The following is a 13,586-nucleotide window of genomic DNA, read 5'->3' as shown; positions in this document are numbered from 1 at the left end:
ACAGTCATTCCGGTAATCGGACGGCGACACGCCGTGTCCAGTTGCTTTTGGCAAGCTTTTGATCGTCAAACCTGCCTCAGAGGTTGCCGCGGCGCTCCTGTTCGCGCTCGATCGCCTCGAACAGCGCCTTGAAGTTGCCCTTGCCGAAGCCCAGCGAGCCGTGCCGCTCGATCAGCTCGTAGAAGACCGTCGGGCGGTCGCCGATCGGCGCCGTGAAGATCTGCAGCAGGTAGCCGTCCTCGTCGCGGTCGACCAGGATGCCGCGCGACTGCAGCTCCTCGATCGGCACCCGCACCTCGCCGATCCGGGCCCGCAGCTCCGGGTCCTCGTAGTAGGAGTCCGGCGTGTTCAGGAACTCCACGCCGTTGGCCCGCATGATGTCCACGGTGCGCAGGATGTCGTTGGTCGCGAGCGCGATGTGCTGCGCGCCGGCGCCGTCGTAGAACTCCAGGAACTCGTCGATCTGCGACTTCTTCTTCGCCACCGCCGGCTCGTTCAGCGGGAACTTCACCCGGTGGTTGCCGTTGGCGACCACCTTGCTCATCAGCGCCGAGTAGTCGGTGGCGATGTCGTCGCCGATGAACTCCGCCATGTTCACGAAGCCCATCACCTTGTTGTAGAAGGCAACCCACTCGTCCATCTTGCCGAGCTCGACGTTGCCGACCACGTGGTCGACGGCCTGGAACAGCCGCTTCGGGTGCCCCTCGGGCCGGGTCACCCGGGTGCTCGCGGCGACGAAGCCCGGCAGGTACGGGCCGTGGTACCGGCTGCGGTCGATCAGCGTGTGGCGGGTGTCGCCGTACGCCGCGATCGCCGCGCGGCGAATCGTGCCGTGCTCGTCGGAGACGTCGTTCGGCTCCTCGAGCACGACGGCCCCGACCTTGCGGGCGTGCGCGATGCACTTGTCGACGTCCGGCACCTCCAGCGCGAGGTCCGCGACGCCGTCACCGTGCTTGCGGTGGTGGTCGAGCAGCGGGCTCTTCGGGCTCACGCCCCCGGAGATCACGAAGCGGGCCGAGCCGGACTTGAGCACGAACGCCTTGCTGTCCTTGGAGCCGGTCTCGGGGCCGGAGTAGGCGACCAGGTCCATGCCGAACGCGAGCTGGTACCACTTCGCGGTCTGCGTGGCGTTGCCGACCACGAACACCACGGCGTCCATCGCGGTGACCGGGAACGGGTCGGTGCTCTCGTCGTACGGCACCAGGCCGACGAGCTGCTTCAGCTGGTCGAGGTCGAGATCGGCGTCGAGCTCTGCGGGGGTGAGGTCGGTGCTGGTCATCGGCTGCTCCTCCGGATTCGGATCGGTACGCCGAGCCTTGTTCCTGGGAGGCAGGTTGCGCAACAGTTCCTTGTTTCACCGGGCAGTCTGCACACTGATCTGCCGGGATTGCTAGGCTATTTGGTCAGTCTGACTATCTGCGGAGGGTTGCTATGGCGGTGGATGCGCTGGACGCCCGGATCCTCAGGTTGTTCGCCGCCGAGCCGCGCGTCGGCGTACTGGAGGCGTCGCGCCGGCTGGGAGTCGCGCGCGGCACCGTCCAGGCGCGTCTCGACCGGCTGCAGCGTGACGGCGTGGTCCGCGGCTGGGGGCCCGACATCGACACCAGCGCGATCGGTTACCCGGTGACGGCGTTCGCGACCCTGCAGATCGAGCAGGGCTCAGGTCACACCACGGTCGCCGAGGCGCTGGCCCGCATCCCGGAGGTCCTCGAGGTCCACACCATCACCGGCGCCGAGGATCTCTGGTGCCGCATCGTCGCCCGCTCCAACGCCGACCTCCAACGCGTCATCGACCAGGTGGTCATCGTCCGCGGCATCCAACGAGCCTCCACCGTCATCGCCCTGGCGGAACAAATCCCCCACCGAGTCCTCCCCCTGGTGGAAGCAGCCACCACCCCCTGACGTCCGCTCCCCTCACCCCGAACAGCGAACAGCGAACAGCGGACAGCGGACAGCGGACAGCGGACAGCGGACAGCGGACGTTTGAGGGGTTAACCCCGCCAGGTGCCCCTTCGCCCCATCGCATGCGCGCAGGAAACGGGCAATCCAAGTGGTTCACCCCTCAAACGGGCCGCGGCGTGGGGCCGAGCCGGGGCGGCGTGGGCCGAGCCGGGGCGGCGTGGGCCGAGCCGGGGGCGGCGTGGGGCCGGGCCGAGGCGGGCGGCGTGGGGCAGGGCCGGGGCGGGGCGGGGGCCGAGCCGGGGGCGGCGTGGGGCCGAGGCGGGGCCGGGGCCGGGGCGGGTAGGCGGGGCGGGGCCGGGGCCGAGGCGGGGCGGCGTGGGGCCGAGGCGGGGCCGCGTGGGGCAGGGCCGGGGCCGAGCCGGGGGCGGCGTGGGGCCGAGGCGGGGCCGGGGCGGGTAGGCGGGGCGGGGCCGGGGCCGGGGCCGAGGCGGGGCGGCGTGGGGCCGGGCCGAGGCGGCGTGGGGCCGAGGCGGGGCGGCGTGGGGCCGAGGCGGGGCGGCGTGGGGCCGGGCCGGGGCGGGGCCGGGGCCGAGCCGGGGGCGGCGTGGGGCCAGGGCCGGGGCCGGGGCCGGGGCCGGGGCCGGGGCCGGGGCCGGGGCCGGGGCCGGGGCCGGGGCCGGGGCCGGGGCGGGGCCGGGGCCGGGGCGGGGCCGAGGCGGGGCGGCGTGGGCCGGGGCGGGGCCGGGGCCGGTAGGCGGGGCGGTAGGCGGGCCGGTAGGCCAATTACGCGAGGCGCTTGGCTACTTCTACTGCGGCTCGGGCTACTCGGGGGCCGACGAAGTCGCGGTCGAGTTTGCCCAGGACGACTACGCCGATGGAGGCCTCGACGCCGGGGACGCCGAGGACGGGTGACGACACGCCTTGGGCGCCGGCCTGGAGTTCGCCGGAGGTGACGACGAAGGGGCGGCCGGCGGGGTCGGGTTTGCGGCGGCCGGCCAGGATCGCCTTGCCGGCGGCGCCCTGGTCGAGCGCGTGCCGGGAGCCCATCCGGTAGGACACGTGATAGTCGGTCCAGCTCGGCTCGACGACCGCGATCGCGAGCGCCTCCTCACCGTCGGCGACCGTGAGGTGCGCGGTGGCGCCGGTGTCCTCGGCCAGCGAGCGCAGAACCGGCAGCGCGGCGTCCCGCAGCGTCGGCTGCACCCGCCGGCTGTAGTGCAGTACGGCGAGCCCGAGCCGGGCCCGGCCCTCGCTGTCGCGGCGCACCAGCCGGTGCAGCTCGAGCGTGTTCACCAGCCGGTACACGACCGTCCGGCTGACCCGCAGCGCCGCGGCGAGCTCGGTGATCGAGAGCCCGTCGGGGGCGTCCGCGAGCAACTCGAGGACGGTGAGTCCCCGGTCGAGCGTCTGCGAGGTCTCGGCTGGCACCTTGTTAGCGTATCCGTTATTCGGTCGCGGCCCGATGGGCCCGTATCTTGCTGCCGTGCGAAATTACTGGTCGCTGCTCCCCGCCGTCGTCGTGATCGTGGGCCTGATCCTGGTCTATGCCGTTCCGACGATCATCAATCCGCAGTGGACGAGCTCGATCACGGCGCTGTTCCGCACCGCCCCGGTGCCGGACGACGCGACCCCGGAGGAGGCCCGCCGGGCGGCCGGCATTCTCGGCCCGCAGCAGCTGAAATCGCGCCGGATGCTGGCGATCGCGATGGTCGTCGGCGCCGTGGCACTGATCGGTTTCAACATCTCACTGAACCGCGAGGCGGTCGGCTGCTACAAGGCCGCGCGGGCGTTCGGGGCGATCGACGGCCCGGACGACAAGGATCCGTGCATCGACAAGATCTACGGCACCTTCATCGGTGACGGCAGCGGCACCCCGGACGAGGAGAACCCGCAGCCGGCGCAGTACTACCAGCTGATCAAGGGGAAGAAGCCGAAGTACCTGAAGTGGATCCAGAACGCGCCGAAGTACGACGAGGCGGACCTGGTGATCGGCACCGTCGGCAAGTGCGCGTCGGACCTCAAGGTCGAGCAACTCGAGGACAAGATCCGGGTGACGATCGACGTCGACGTGCCCTGCCCGGAGGACAGCAACATGTCGATGACGCCGATCAAGCTGAAGGAGCCGCTCGGCGACCGCAAGCTCGTCACCGTCGACGACAAGCCGATGACCGAGATCAACCCGGACATGGACTCCTGGTTCACGGTGCTGAAGAAGCTCGCGACCGGCGGCTGATCCTCAACTCAGCGCCCGGGTCTGCGAGTCGTAGACCCGGAACGGCCGGTTCCGCGCCAGCAGGATCAGGAGTCCGGTGATACACACCGCGGCACCGCCGAGCAACGCGACGGTCGGACTGGTCAGCGACGCCGTCGTCCCCGCGACGAAGTCCCCCAGCCGCGGCCCGCCGGCCACGACCACGATGAACACCCCCTGCAGCCGCCCGCGCATCGCGTCCGGCGCCGCGGACTGCAGCACCGTGTTCCGGTACGCCGAGCTGACCATGTCGGCCGCCCCGGACATTGCGAGCAGCGCGACGCCCAGCCAGATCGTCCGCGACAGTCCGAAGAGGCCGACGGCGGCGGCGTACACCGTGATCGCCAGCACGATCGCCACGCCCTGACGGCGCACCCGAGTGACCCACCCGGAGAAGATCACGCCGATCAGCGCCCCGATCGCCGGCGCGGCCTGCAGCAGCCCGACGGTCCGGACGCCGCCGCCGAAGAACGCACCGGCCACGGCCGGGAACAGCGCCCGCGGCTGGGCGAACACCATCGCGAGGATGTCGGCGAGGAAGGTGGCCAGCAACGCCGGCGCCGCGCGCAGGAACGTGAACCCTTCGAGCACCGAGCGCAGCCCGGCCCGCCGTACGGCGCCGGTCGGCGGCACCGGCGGGAGCCGGAACAGCGCGTACAGCGCCGCGGTGAACGTGATCACGTCGACCAGGTACGCCGCCGCGAACCCCTGCCAGGCGATCACCGCCGCGCCGAGCAGCGGCCCGGCAGTGAAGCCCAGGTTGAACGCGGCCTGGCTGAGCGTGTTCGCGGCCGGCAGCAGCTCAGGGCGGATCAGCCGCGGGATGATCGCGGACCGCGCCGGGTTGTTGACCGCGAAGCAGGCCGACTGGCAGGCCACGACGGCGTACAGCACCCCGACCTGCTCCCAGTCCAGATGCGACTGCAGCACCAGGACCATCGAGAGCAGCCACAATCCGGTGGACGAGACCAGCGCGAGCGTACGGCGGTCGATCGCATCGGCCATCGCGCCGCCGTACAGCCCGAAGACGATCAGCGGGACCAGTGAGAACAGCCCGACCAGCCCGACCGCGAACGTCGAGTGCGTCAGCGCGTACACCTGGATCGAGACGGTCACCGCCGTCATCTGCTGACCGAGCTGCGACACCGTCGACCCGATCCACAGCCTGCGGAAGTCGGCGGACTCACGCAGCGGACGGATGTCGGTGAGCAGACGCACGGTGACAACTTATGTCACACCGTGAAAAATCAGACAGCCGGGAAGAGCTCGTGGTCGAGCGGTTCGCCGACGGTCAGGCCGACGCCGTCGGTCACCACGTGGCCGGCGCCGGTGTACGTCGCCGCCGCGTCGATGTAGATCGCCACGTGCGCGATCCGCGGGTCGTCGGTGAAGTTCGGTGTCGCGGAGTGCGCCAGGTAGGCGTTGTGGAAGGTGCAGTCGCCGGCCTGCAGCGGGATCGTCAGCCGCTCCTCCCAGCGCAGGTCCGGTGCGGCGCGGAACATGTCCTCGTGATCGGACAGGTCCTGGCTGCGCAGATCCTGGTGATGCTGCGAGCCCGGGATGAACGTCATGCAGCCGCGCTCCACCGGTACGTCGACGAGCGCGACCCAGGCCGACAGCGAGGCCCGCGAACCGGCGTGCGGCCAGTACGGCGCGTCCTGGTGGAACTCGGTCGCCGCGCCGTTGTGCGGCGGCTTGATCAGCAGCTGGTCGTGCCAGATCCGCAGCGGTACGCCGGCCAGCGCGGTCGCCGCCGCGGCGAGTCGCGGATCCAGCGTGAGCTCCCGCAGGACGTCGTTCTGCCGCCAGACATTGACGTACTGGTTGAAGATCTTCGAGTCCTCGAACAGGTCGTCGGCGCCGGCGGTCCACTCGGCCGCGGCGGCGGCGAACCGGGCCGCCTCGTCGCGGCCGATGATGTTCCGGATCCGGACGACGCCGTCGCGGCGGTAGGCGGAAATGATCTCTTCGTCGAGCACCGCGGGTGCCGTAGGGTCGGTCGTGGTCATCGAGGGCTCCTCGGATTCCGTCGTACTGGAAGGTGTTTCCAGGGTCGGGGACCCGCGGCCGTGCCGACAGGACGAGGTTGACCACCAGTTGACCGGAATTCACCTCCTGGGAGGTTGGTCGTGCACAACGTGCTGAGCAGTGAGGTCTTCCCGGACCTGAGGCTGCCGGTCGCCGGCGAGCGGATCGAGCTGGTCGCGGACGTCGCGGTGCACAGCCACGCGTTCTTCGAGATCGCAGTGGTCGTCGCCGGTCGGGGCACGCATGTGTCGGCCGGCGGCGAGGTCCAGCTCGCGCCGGACTCGGTGGTGGTGATCCGCCCGGGCGAGTGGCACGGGTACGTCGACTGCCAGGGCATGGTCGTCCGCAACGCCTATCTGGGGCCGGACGTGTTCGGCCTCCTCTCGGGCGCCCTGATCCCCGCGGCCACGGGCATGCGACCGGCACCGCACCCCGCGGTGCAGCACGCGATGCGTCTGCTGGAGTCCGACCTCGCCGCGCCCTGGACCCTCGAACAGCTCGGGGCAGCCGTCAACCTCGCGCCCGGCTACCTGATCCGCCTCTTCGGCACCTCGGTCGGCATGTCCCCGATGGCGTACCTGAACCGCGTCCGCGCCGAACGCGCCGCCGGCCTCCTGATCGAGACCGAGCTCCCGATCAGCACCATCGGCGCGCTGGTCGGCTGGCACGATCCGAGCCACGCGACCCGCAGATTCCGCTCGACATTCGGACTGAGCCCCTCCCGGTACCGGTCCGCTTTCAGACCGTAAGCGAAGATGTCCTCCATGAGTTCGTCGCTGCGTACGCCTGACCCGAATCCCGGCTGGCTCTCCGAGTTCGCGCTCGCGGAGACCCGCACGCGGGTACCGATCCTGTACGTCGAGGCCGTTCCCGCGCGCGTCGACCCGTCCGGCCGGATCGAGCACATCGGGGTGCTGCTCCGGACGTCCGCCGCGACCGGCGAGATCACCCGCACGCTGGTCTCGGGGCGCGTCCTGCACAACGAGTCGATCCGCGACGCGCTGCAGCGCAACATCGAGAAAGACCTCGGGCCGGCTGCCTTCCCGCGGCTCCCCGCCACGCTGGTCCCGGTCACGGTCGCGGAGTACTTCCCGTTCCCCGGCATGACCCCGCTGCACGACCCGCGCCAGCACGCGGTCGCCCTGGTGTACGTCGTACCGGTCACCGGTGAGTGCAACCCGCGCCAGGACGCGCTCGAGCTCACCTGGCTGACCCCGGAGGAGGCGCTGGCCCCGAGCCTCCTCAACGACATGGAGGGCGGCCGGGGACAGCTGCTCAAGCAGGCCCTCGCCTGGTCCGGCGCCATCGTCTGACGACCGCCCCGCACCACGGCCATCTCAGGGGCCGGCCCCTGAGATGGCCGCTTCGCCTCACCGCATGCGCGGCGTCAACCGGCAAACTCAGGGGTCAGCCCCGGAGGTGTGCAGTTGGCGGGAAGGCGGCCGCTCACCAGGGGAGGCGGCCTTCCTGGGCGTAGACGTGGCCAGTCGGGCCGTCCGGGCCGAGCGTCGCGAGCTCGACCGCGACGGCCGCACCTTGCGCCGGGGTGCGCGCCGCGGTCCAGCCGCCCATGTCGGTCGCGCAGTTGCCCGGGTCGGCGGCGTTCACCAGGATGCCGCTGCCGCGCAGCTCGTTGGCGAGCATGACCGTGACCATGTTCACGGCCGCCTTCGAAGCGTTGTAGCCGAGCGTCAGCACCGTCGACATCCGCGACTCCGGATCGCCGACCTGCTCGAACGACGCCAGCGACGTCGACAGGTTCACGATCCGGGCCGCCTCGGCCTGGTGGAGCAGCGGCAGGAACGCCTGCGTGACCCCCACGAGCCCGACCACATTGGTCTCGAACGCCGATCGCAGGACCGTGGCGCCGATCCGCGAGACCGCGTCGTCGCCCTCGGGAATGATCGCCGCGTTGTTGACCAGGACGTCGAGCCGCCCGTACTCCGCCGCGACCCGCTCGGCCGCAGCCCGCACCGACTCCTCGTCCGTGACCTCAAGCTGGAGGCCGACCACCTCCAGGCCCTCGGCAACCAGTTCCTTCACCGCGAGCTCGCCGCGCTCCAGGTCCCGCGACCCGGCGAGCACGGTGAACTCGGCCTGCCCGAGCTGTCGTGCGATCTCCTTGCCGATGCCTTTGTTGGCGCCCGTGACGAGCGCGATCTTCGTCGTGTTCATGCCGTCAACCCTGAGTTGATCCGGCCGCGCGAGGCAGAGTCGGCCGAGGCTGGGATCGGCGGTCCCTGTTTGGCCGTGCGCGTGCCTGGGATCCTGGGACCATGGATCGCGACGGGCTGGCGGAGTTCCTCCGGGTACGACGGGAGGCGTTGCGCCCCGCCGACGTCGGACTGCCCGCCGGCCTGCGCCGCCGTACGCCCGGGCTCCGCCGGGAAGAGGTGGCAAGCCTCGCGACGATGTCCACGGACTACTACACCCGTCTGGAGCAGGGCCGCGGCCCGCGCCCGTCCCGCGCGGTGCTGACCGGTCTCGCCCGCGCGCTGCGGTTGTCCGCCGACGAGCGCGATCACCTGTTCCGGCTCGCCGGCGAGCAGCCCGGTCCGCCACCCGGCCCGCCGACGGAGGTGCGGACCGGCGTACTGCGGATGCTCGCGCGCCTCGACGTACCGGGGCTGGTGCTGGACGCGAAGTACGACGTCCTCGCGTGGAACCCGCTGGCCGCGGCGCTGATCACGGACTTCTCCGCACTCCCGCCGCGGGACCGGAATCTGCTCCGGCTGCGCTTCCTCACCGACCGGCAGACGGACCTGTTCGGCGAGGAGGCCACCCGGGAGTTCGCCCGTGACGCCGCCGCCGATTTGCGGGCGGCGACCAGCACCTACCCGAACGATTCGGCCATCGCCCGGCTCGTCGACGACCTGCTGGCGGGGAGTCCCGAGTTCGCGGAGATCTGGGCGCGGCACGAGGTCGGGCGGCAGCAGTCGCTGTGCCAGACGATCTTCCATCCCCAGGTCGGGCGGGTCGACGTGATCTGCGAAGTCCTGGTGGTGCCGGAGCGCGACCAGCGCGTGGTGCTGTACACGGCGGAGCCCGGGTCGGCGTCCGAGCAGGCGATCCGGCTGCTCGACGTGATCGGCCTGCAGGAGTTGACAACCAAGCCCTGATCAAGCGACTGTTTGATCCGTTGGTTTCCGACGGAGAGGCTTGCCTGATGCGTAAGTTACTTACGGCTCTGGTCGTGCTGGGGTTGTTCGTCGTCCCGCTGCGGGCCGCCGACGCCGCACCCGGCGCACTGGTGTTCGCGGACGAGTTCGACGGTACGGCGATCGACCGGACGAAGTGGGCCATCCACTCGAACGCCGAAGCCGACCAGTGCCTGGGCAACAAGGGCAACCAGCAGCTCGAGTGGCACACCTGGGACGCACTCGCGGTGAGCGACGGCAAGCTGACGATGACGGCGCGGAAGAACAACCCCGCGACCGGGTACGAGTGGTCCGGCGCCCTGATCACGACCGGGCAGGCCTGCGGGCACGAGCCGTCGCAGTCGTTCGCCGTGAAGACCGGCGACTACGTCGAGACCCGGCTGAAACTCCCGGCGGACAAGGGATTCTGGCCGTCCACGTGGACCTGGAACGGCAATGGCTCGAACGAGCAGGACACGTACGAGTTCTACAGCGACAACCATCGGGCGCTGTATCTCACCAACCACCAGTCCCCCGGCGGCGGCTGCACTTACCAGTCACCGACCGACCTGACCACCGACTGGCACACGATCGCCCAGCAACTCGGCCCCGACGAGACCGTCTGGTATCTCGACGGCAAGGAGATCTGCCGACAGGGCGCGTACACCGCCGGCACCAGTGACGCGCTGATCCTCGACCTGTTCGTGTACGGCAAGATCCCGCCGACGGCCAGCTCGGGGTCGATGCAGATCGACTACGTCCACGTCTACCGCCCGTAAAGGCTGAGGCCCAGCACCTCTTGAGGAGGTGCTGGGCCTCGGGGGAATACCTGTCGTGCCCGGGTGTGGTTACTGCCCGGTGATGGTGAAGGTCGAGCCGGGCTCCTTCAGGATGTCGCCGTCGCGGGAGTTGGTGATCGTGACGTTCGACAGGTTGGCGCTGCCGCGGGCGCCGCCCATCGCGAGGATGCCGGAGCCGTTGTTCGACTTGTCGATCTTCACGTTGCTGATCGCAACGTTCGGCATCTCCCCGCCGCCGGTCTTGAACTGGATGCCGTCGTACGTCGAGTCATGGATCTCGGTGTCCCGGATGGTGACGCCGGGGATCGGGAGGTTCGACGGGAACAGCGTGATCGCGCCGAACTCCTGGTCCTCGTTCCAGAACACCCCGCCGCACCGGTAGAGCGCGTTGTTCGCGATCGTCGTCGTCCCGGAGAACGGCAGCGGATCGTGGTCGGTGGCCAGCATGATGCCCGGGTAGTTCATCGTGTCGTAGACCAGGTTGTTCTCGATCCGGTTGCCGTACCCGCCGTAGATCGCGAGCCCGTTCGCCCGCCACGGCAGCTGGACGGTGTTGTTGGTGAACGCGTTGTCGTGGCCGACGTCCACCGACTGGTCATTGACGTACTTGTTCGCCCACACCGCGAGCGCGTCGTCGCCGGTGGTGCGGAACGACGAGTTGAACACCTTCGAGTTCCGGGTGCCGTTGGAGAAGTTGATGCCGTCGGCGTACGTGTCCCGGATCCGCATCCCGCTGAACTCGAGCCCGTCGGCCGGACCCCACAGCTCCGGGATGTTGTCGTAGTCGCGGCCGACCCAGACCCCGACGTTCGAATGCTCGATCCAGACGTTGCTGATCTTCGTCCCGGTCCCGAAGCGCCCGTTCAGCCCCACTCCGCCCTCGGCGTTCCCGTCACCGCCGCGGATCCGGCCGGATCCGAAGATCGCGATGTCCGACAGCTGCACATTCTTGTCGATGTCGAAACCGAAGTTGCCTTCGTGCGGGTGGTTGATCCCACCCGCGTTCTGCGGCTCGATCAGCGAGTACAGCTGCGAGTACCACATTCCGGCGCCGCGGATCGTCGCGTTGCTGATCCCGACCTGGTTGAACTGACCCCTGTTCTGCGGGTCGTCGGTGAGGATCTTCTTCTCCTGCCGCCACTGGCCTGCAGGAATCCAGACGCAGCTGATCACGCCGTTCTGGTCGTCCGTCACGGCGCGCTGGATGGCGTCCGCGTCGTCGATCCCGTCGTTCGGCACCGCGCCGTACTGCGTGATCGACGTACATCCGGCCGGCTGGGACAGCGCCGGCGCGACCTGCTCGAGGTCGACCAGGTCGATGATGTAGTACGACGCCGTGTCGCCGGTGTCCCGCTGCAGGCGGAACGTGGTGCCGGCCGGGTAGGACTGGTTGAGCAGGGCGTGCGACTCGTCGAACAGGCGGCGGGCGTCGCCGCCGGGGGTGTTGGTGAGACCCTCGGGCGAGTCGGTGTTGCCGTAGAGCCAGCTGTTGTGGCTGCTCAGGTTGAGCTTCTGCTTGAACGTGCCGTTCACGTACAGGCTGATCGTTGCCTGGAGCCCCTGTCCGTCGGCGGAGTCCGGAATCGAGTTGCGGACCACGATCGAGTTGGTCGGCACGGTGGAGGTGAACTCGACGTACTGACCGCTGGAGTTCAGCCGGACCGACTGCCGGCCGGACGACTCGGTGGCGAAGTTGGTGTGCCCGAAGGTCCGCTGCGCGTCGGCGGTCAGCAGGGTGCCGGTGTAGTTGCCCGCCTCGGCCTCGTACGACGTGAACGGTACGGCGGCGCCGCGGCCGACCACCATCGACTTGGTGAAGGTGTTGTTGGTTTCGTTGGTCTCGGCAACGGCGTTGCCCGCATCGGCCGTGGCCGTCAGCGTGGCGCCGCCGTTCGTCGCGGTCCACGTTCCGCTGATCGCGACGTTGGCAGTGGCGCCGGCCGCGATCGACGGCGCGTTGCCGTTGAGGGTGGTCGTGCCGACGACCAAGCGCGCCACACTGGCCGCGGCAGCCGACGTACCGCGGTTGTTCACGGCGACCGTGAACGTGACCTGGGCACCGGGTGCCGGATTGGCCGGGTTGGGCGTGATGCCGGTGACCTGGAGGTCAGGCCCAGCGGCCTGGGCGACTGTCAGCTGGGTCGCTGCTTGGAGCGTGTTGTTGGTGTCGCTCTGCTCGACGACCACGTTGGCCGGGTCGGCGACGGCGGCGACGGTGTAGTTCCCTTGCGCGCGCGTCCCAGCGCTGGCGGTGACCGTGGTGGACGCACCGGCGGCGAGTGCCTGGACGTTCGCCGTTCCGGCGACCGAGCCGCCGAGCAGGAAGTTGAGGCTGCTGGCCGGCGCGGCTGCCGAGCCATTGTTCTTGACGGCCGCGGTCAAGGTGATCGGGGTCGACTCGGTCGGCGCGGCAGGTGACCAGTCGACGTTCGTCACGACGAGGTCCGGGTTGGGCGCCGCCGCACCGAAGATCTGCAGCTCGGCGACCTGGCCGCCGGGAGCGCCGGTGTTGCTGAACAGCTGCAGGCGAAGGTCGGCGTACCGGCCGGTGACCGGGATTGTCACCGTGTTCTGGTTGGCCGACGGGTCGAACTGGTAGTTGGTCCGCGCGACGGCCGACGTGAACGCGGTCGCGGACTGTTCACGGCCGAGGACCTCGATGCTCTGGGTGCGGGGACCCCAGACCGGATCCGGGTTGAGCTTGACGACGACCGAGCTGACGTCGGCGTTCGCGCCGAGCTTGACGGTCAAGGTCGACGGGAAGCCGTTCGACTCCCAGTAGGTGCCGGTGTTGCCGTCGTTGGCGTTGGTCGCGACGAAGCCGAACACCGAGCTCGACGCCTCGATCGCCTTGCCGGCGGCGAGGTCCGTGCCGGTCGGGGGTTCGACCGGCCCGCCACCAGGCCCGGCCAGTGCGAACTCCGACAGTTGCGCGGCCGGCCAGCCGGTGTTCGCGGTGAATGTCAGCCGGACGTAGCGCACCGAGGTGTTGGTGAAATCGATCGTGACGACGTTGGTGCCGCTGAAGGTGTACGCCGTGCTGCTGACGAGTGTGCTGAACGAGGAGCCGTTCGCGCTGCCCGAGACCGTGACGGTCTGGGTGCGCGGCCCCCAGGAGGACGGGAGTTTGAGCGTCACCTGGTTGACGTCCTTCGTGGCGCCCAGATCCGCCTGCAGCCACTGCGGGAAGGCGTTGTTGCTGCTCTCCCAGTAGCTGTTCTGATTTCCGTCGCCGGCGTTGCCGCTCGGGTATTCACCGAGCGAACTGCTGGCGGTCAGGGTCTTGGTCAGGTCGGCGGCCATGGCGGTCGGGACCGACAGCAGACCGGCGGCGACGAGCAGGGCGGCCAGCGGGAGCCGCAGAAGATTCTTCCGATGCATCGGGTGGTCCTCCATCGGGGGCGGTGGGAGGTTCCTGCACTACGGAAATTGCGTGACTCTGACAATTTCTTGCAGTGCGGGTATCCG

The 13,586-nt window shown here is 69.9% G+C and carries 12 protein-coding genes; 6 read left to right on the top strand and 6 right to left on the bottom strand.

Annotation, left to right across the window (positions count from 1 at the left end):
- Positions 1 to 76: 76 nt before the first annotated feature.
- Positions 77 to 1,279 carry a 4-hydroxyphenylpyruvate dioxygenase gene (hppD, locus tag AB0L64_RS18390; protein WP_363711427.1) on the bottom strand — a complete coding sequence of 401 codons (1,203 nt, stop codon included), beginning with the start codon at positions 1,277 to 1,279 and terminating at the stop codon, positions 77 to 79.
- 152 nt (positions 1,280 to 1,431) lie between these two features.
- On the opposite strand from hppD, the gene AB0L64_RS18385 reads away from it, so the two are divergent.
- Positions 1,432 to 1,902 carry an Lrp/AsnC family transcriptional regulator gene (locus AB0L64_RS18385; RefSeq protein WP_363711425.1) on the top strand — a complete coding sequence of 157 codons (471 nt, stop codon included), beginning with the start codon at positions 1,432 to 1,434 and terminating at the stop codon, positions 1,900 to 1,902.
- A gap of 783 nt (positions 1,903 to 2,685) precedes the next feature.
- Here the strand turns inward: AB0L64_RS18385 and AB0L64_RS18380 are convergent.
- Complete coding sequence (locus AB0L64_RS18380) at positions 2,686 to 3,330, bottom strand: helix-turn-helix domain-containing protein (RefSeq protein WP_355472859.1); 645 nt, start codon at positions 3,328 to 3,330, stop codon at positions 2,686 to 2,688.
- A gap of 55 nt (positions 3,331 to 3,385) precedes the next feature.
- Between AB0L64_RS18380 and AB0L64_RS18375 the strand changes: the two genes are divergently transcribed.
- Complete coding sequence (locus AB0L64_RS18375) at positions 3,386 to 4,135, top strand: hypothetical protein (protein ID WP_363711423.1); 750 nt, start codon at positions 3,386 to 3,388, stop codon at positions 4,133 to 4,135.
- A gap of 3 nt (positions 4,136 to 4,138) precedes the next feature.
- Here the strand turns inward: AB0L64_RS18375 and AB0L64_RS18370 are convergent, their stop codons facing one another.
- Both AB0L64_RS18370 and AB0L64_RS18365 read right to left on the bottom strand, forming a co-directional pair.
- On the bottom strand, positions 4,139 to 5,371 hold the full coding sequence (locus AB0L64_RS18370; RefSeq protein ID WP_363711421.1) for an MFS transporter: 1,233 nt from the start codon (positions 5,369 to 5,371) through the stop codon (positions 4,139 to 4,141).
- Positions 5,372 to 5,400: 29 nt separating this feature from the next.
- Positions 5,401 to 6,162, bottom strand: coding sequence for a phytanoyl-CoA dioxygenase family protein (locus AB0L64_RS18365; RefSeq protein WP_363711418.1), 762 nt, complete (start codon positions 6,160 to 6,162; stop codon positions 5,401 to 5,403).
- Between the two features lie 120 nt (positions 6,163 to 6,282).
- Between AB0L64_RS18365 and AB0L64_RS18360 the strand changes: the two genes are divergently transcribed.
- Both AB0L64_RS18360 and AB0L64_RS18355 read left to right on the top strand, forming a co-directional pair.
- Positions 6,283 to 6,930, top strand: a complete 648-nt coding sequence (locus AB0L64_RS18360; protein WP_363711416.1) for an AraC family transcriptional regulator — start codon at positions 6,283 to 6,285, stop codon at positions 6,928 to 6,930.
- 15 nt (positions 6,931 to 6,945) lie between these two features.
- The gene (locus AB0L64_RS18355; RefSeq protein ID WP_359936555.1) at positions 6,946 to 7,494 is read left to right on the top strand and encodes an NUDIX hydrolase family protein; all 549 of its coding nucleotides are present in this window, start codon (positions 6,946 to 6,948) and stop codon (positions 7,492 to 7,494) included.
- Positions 7,495 to 7,627: 133 nt separating this feature from the next.
- Here the strand turns inward: AB0L64_RS18355 and AB0L64_RS18350 are convergent, their stop codons facing one another.
- Positions 7,628 to 8,356: an SDR family oxidoreductase gene (locus tag AB0L64_RS18350; RefSeq protein WP_363711413.1), complete on the bottom strand. Its 729-nt coding sequence runs from the start codon at positions 8,354 to 8,356 to the stop codon at positions 7,628 to 7,630.
- A gap of 101 nt (positions 8,357 to 8,457) precedes the next feature.
- On the opposite strand from AB0L64_RS18350, the gene AB0L64_RS18345 reads away from it, so the two are divergent.
- Together AB0L64_RS18345 and AB0L64_RS18340 are read left to right on the top strand one after the other, a co-directional pair.
- Positions 8,458 to 9,300 carry a helix-turn-helix transcriptional regulator gene (locus tag AB0L64_RS18345; protein WP_363711411.1) on the top strand — a complete coding sequence of 281 codons (843 nt, stop codon included), beginning with the start codon at positions 8,458 to 8,460 and terminating at the stop codon, positions 9,298 to 9,300.
- A gap of 47 nt (positions 9,301 to 9,347) precedes the next feature.
- Positions 9,348 to 10,097: a glycoside hydrolase family 16 protein gene (locus AB0L64_RS18340; RefSeq protein WP_363711409.1), complete on the top strand. Its 750-nt coding sequence runs from the start codon at positions 9,348 to 9,350 to the stop codon at positions 10,095 to 10,097.
- Positions 10,098 to 10,166: 69 nt separating this feature from the next.
- Here the strand turns inward: AB0L64_RS18340 and AB0L64_RS18335 are convergent, their stop codons facing one another.
- On the bottom strand, positions 10,167 to 13,499 hold the full coding sequence (locus AB0L64_RS18335; RefSeq protein ID WP_363711407.1) for a CARDB domain-containing protein: 3,333 nt from the start codon (positions 13,497 to 13,499) through the stop codon (positions 10,167 to 10,169).
- Between the last annotated feature and the right edge of the window lie 87 nt (positions 13,500 to 13,586).

Source organism: Kribbella sp. NPDC051936 (assembly GCF_040680955.1).
Lineage (GTDB): Bacteria > Actinomycetota > Actinomycetes > Propionibacteriales > Kribbellaceae > Kribbella.
The sequence above is the reverse complement of the archived record's forward strand: the minus strand, read 5'-3'. Positions and strand labels throughout refer to the sequence as shown.

Bases quoted from the DNA above. Each gene is read 5' to 3' on its own strand.
- hppD (WP_363711427.1), bottom strand. From the start codon at position 1,279: ATGACCAGCACCGACCTCACCCCCGCAGAGCTCGACGCCGATCTCGAC.
- AB0L64_RS18385 (WP_363711425.1), top strand. From the start codon at position 1,432: ATGGCGGTGGATGCGCTGGACGCCCGGATCCTCAGGTTGTTCGCCGCC.
- AB0L64_RS18365 (WP_363711418.1), bottom strand. From the start codon at position 6,162: ATGACCACGACCGACCCTACGGCACCCGCGGTGCTCGACGAAGAGATC.
- AB0L64_RS18355 (WP_359936555.1), top strand. From the start codon at position 6,946: ATGAGTTCGTCGCTGCGTACGCCTGACCCGAATCCCGGCTGGCTCTCC.
- AB0L64_RS18350 (WP_363711413.1), bottom strand. From the start codon at position 8,356: ATGAACACGACGAAGATCGCGCTCGTCACGGGCGCCAACAAAGGCATC.
- AB0L64_RS18345 (WP_363711411.1), top strand. From the start codon at position 8,458: ATGGATCGCGACGGGCTGGCGGAGTTCCTCCGGGTACGACGGGAGGCG.
- AB0L64_RS18340 (WP_363711409.1), top strand. From the start codon at position 9,348: ATGCGTAAGTTACTTACGGCTCTGGTCGTGCTGGGGTTGTTCGTCGTC.
- AB0L64_RS18335 (WP_363711407.1), bottom strand. From the start codon at position 13,499: ATGCATCGGAAGAATCTTCTGCGGCTCCCGCTGGCCGCCCTGCTCGTC.